At 63.7% G+C, this 576-nt stretch carries 1 pseudogene; it reads right to left on the bottom strand.

The annotated features are described in order from the left end of the window. Positions 1-55 precede the first annotated feature (55 nt). A pseudogene (locus tag A5648_RS21415) lies at positions 56-576 on the bottom strand (PE-PPE domain-containing protein); the annotation flags it as partial.

Below are 576 nucleotides of genomic sequence, written 5' to 3'. Positions count from 1 at the left end.
CGGCTACTGGAAGGCGGGGAAGCTGGAAACCCGGTGGGCGACGAGTTCCCCGACGCTACGCCTCCGGCGGGAACCAGAAGTCCAGGGTGTCTTCGACGCCGCTCCAGTCGATGCCCATCCAGTCGCCGAAGAAGTCCTTGATGTCGCCGAAGGCGCTGTAGAAGAACGCCACAACTGAGTAGAACAAGCCTTCCCACCAGCCGCTGTCGACCAGCCCATGGCTCCAGGCGTTGATCCAGGCGCCGAACTGGTCGAAGTCACCGGAGATGTCGATGTCGGTGATCGCGCCGTCGGTGGTTGCGGTGTGGTCGGCTACCTGTTCGGGGGTGAGCCCCAGGTACATGACGTGCTCGTAGAACAGGCCGAGTATCGAGTTGGAACTGGCGTCGGCGACGGGATCACCCGGGAAGGTGTAGATGGTCGCCGGGAACGCTTCGTTGGGGGTCAGATTGCCGTTGAGTATCGGCATGTCGAAGAGCCGGTCCCAGAGCGTGTCGCTGGTGTCGGCGCCGATCGGATCGCCGATGAACACGAAATGCAGCAGCCGCGGGTCGACACCGTCGTGGGCCAGCTGCG

Origin of the sequence: Mycolicibacter sinensis (assembly GCF_001673565.1) — a bacterium.
Lineage (GTDB): Bacteria > Actinomycetota > Actinomycetes > Mycobacteriales > Mycobacteriaceae > Mycobacterium > Mycobacterium sinense_C.
The sequence above is the reverse complement of the archived record's forward strand: the minus strand, read 5'-3'. Positions and strand labels throughout refer to the sequence as shown.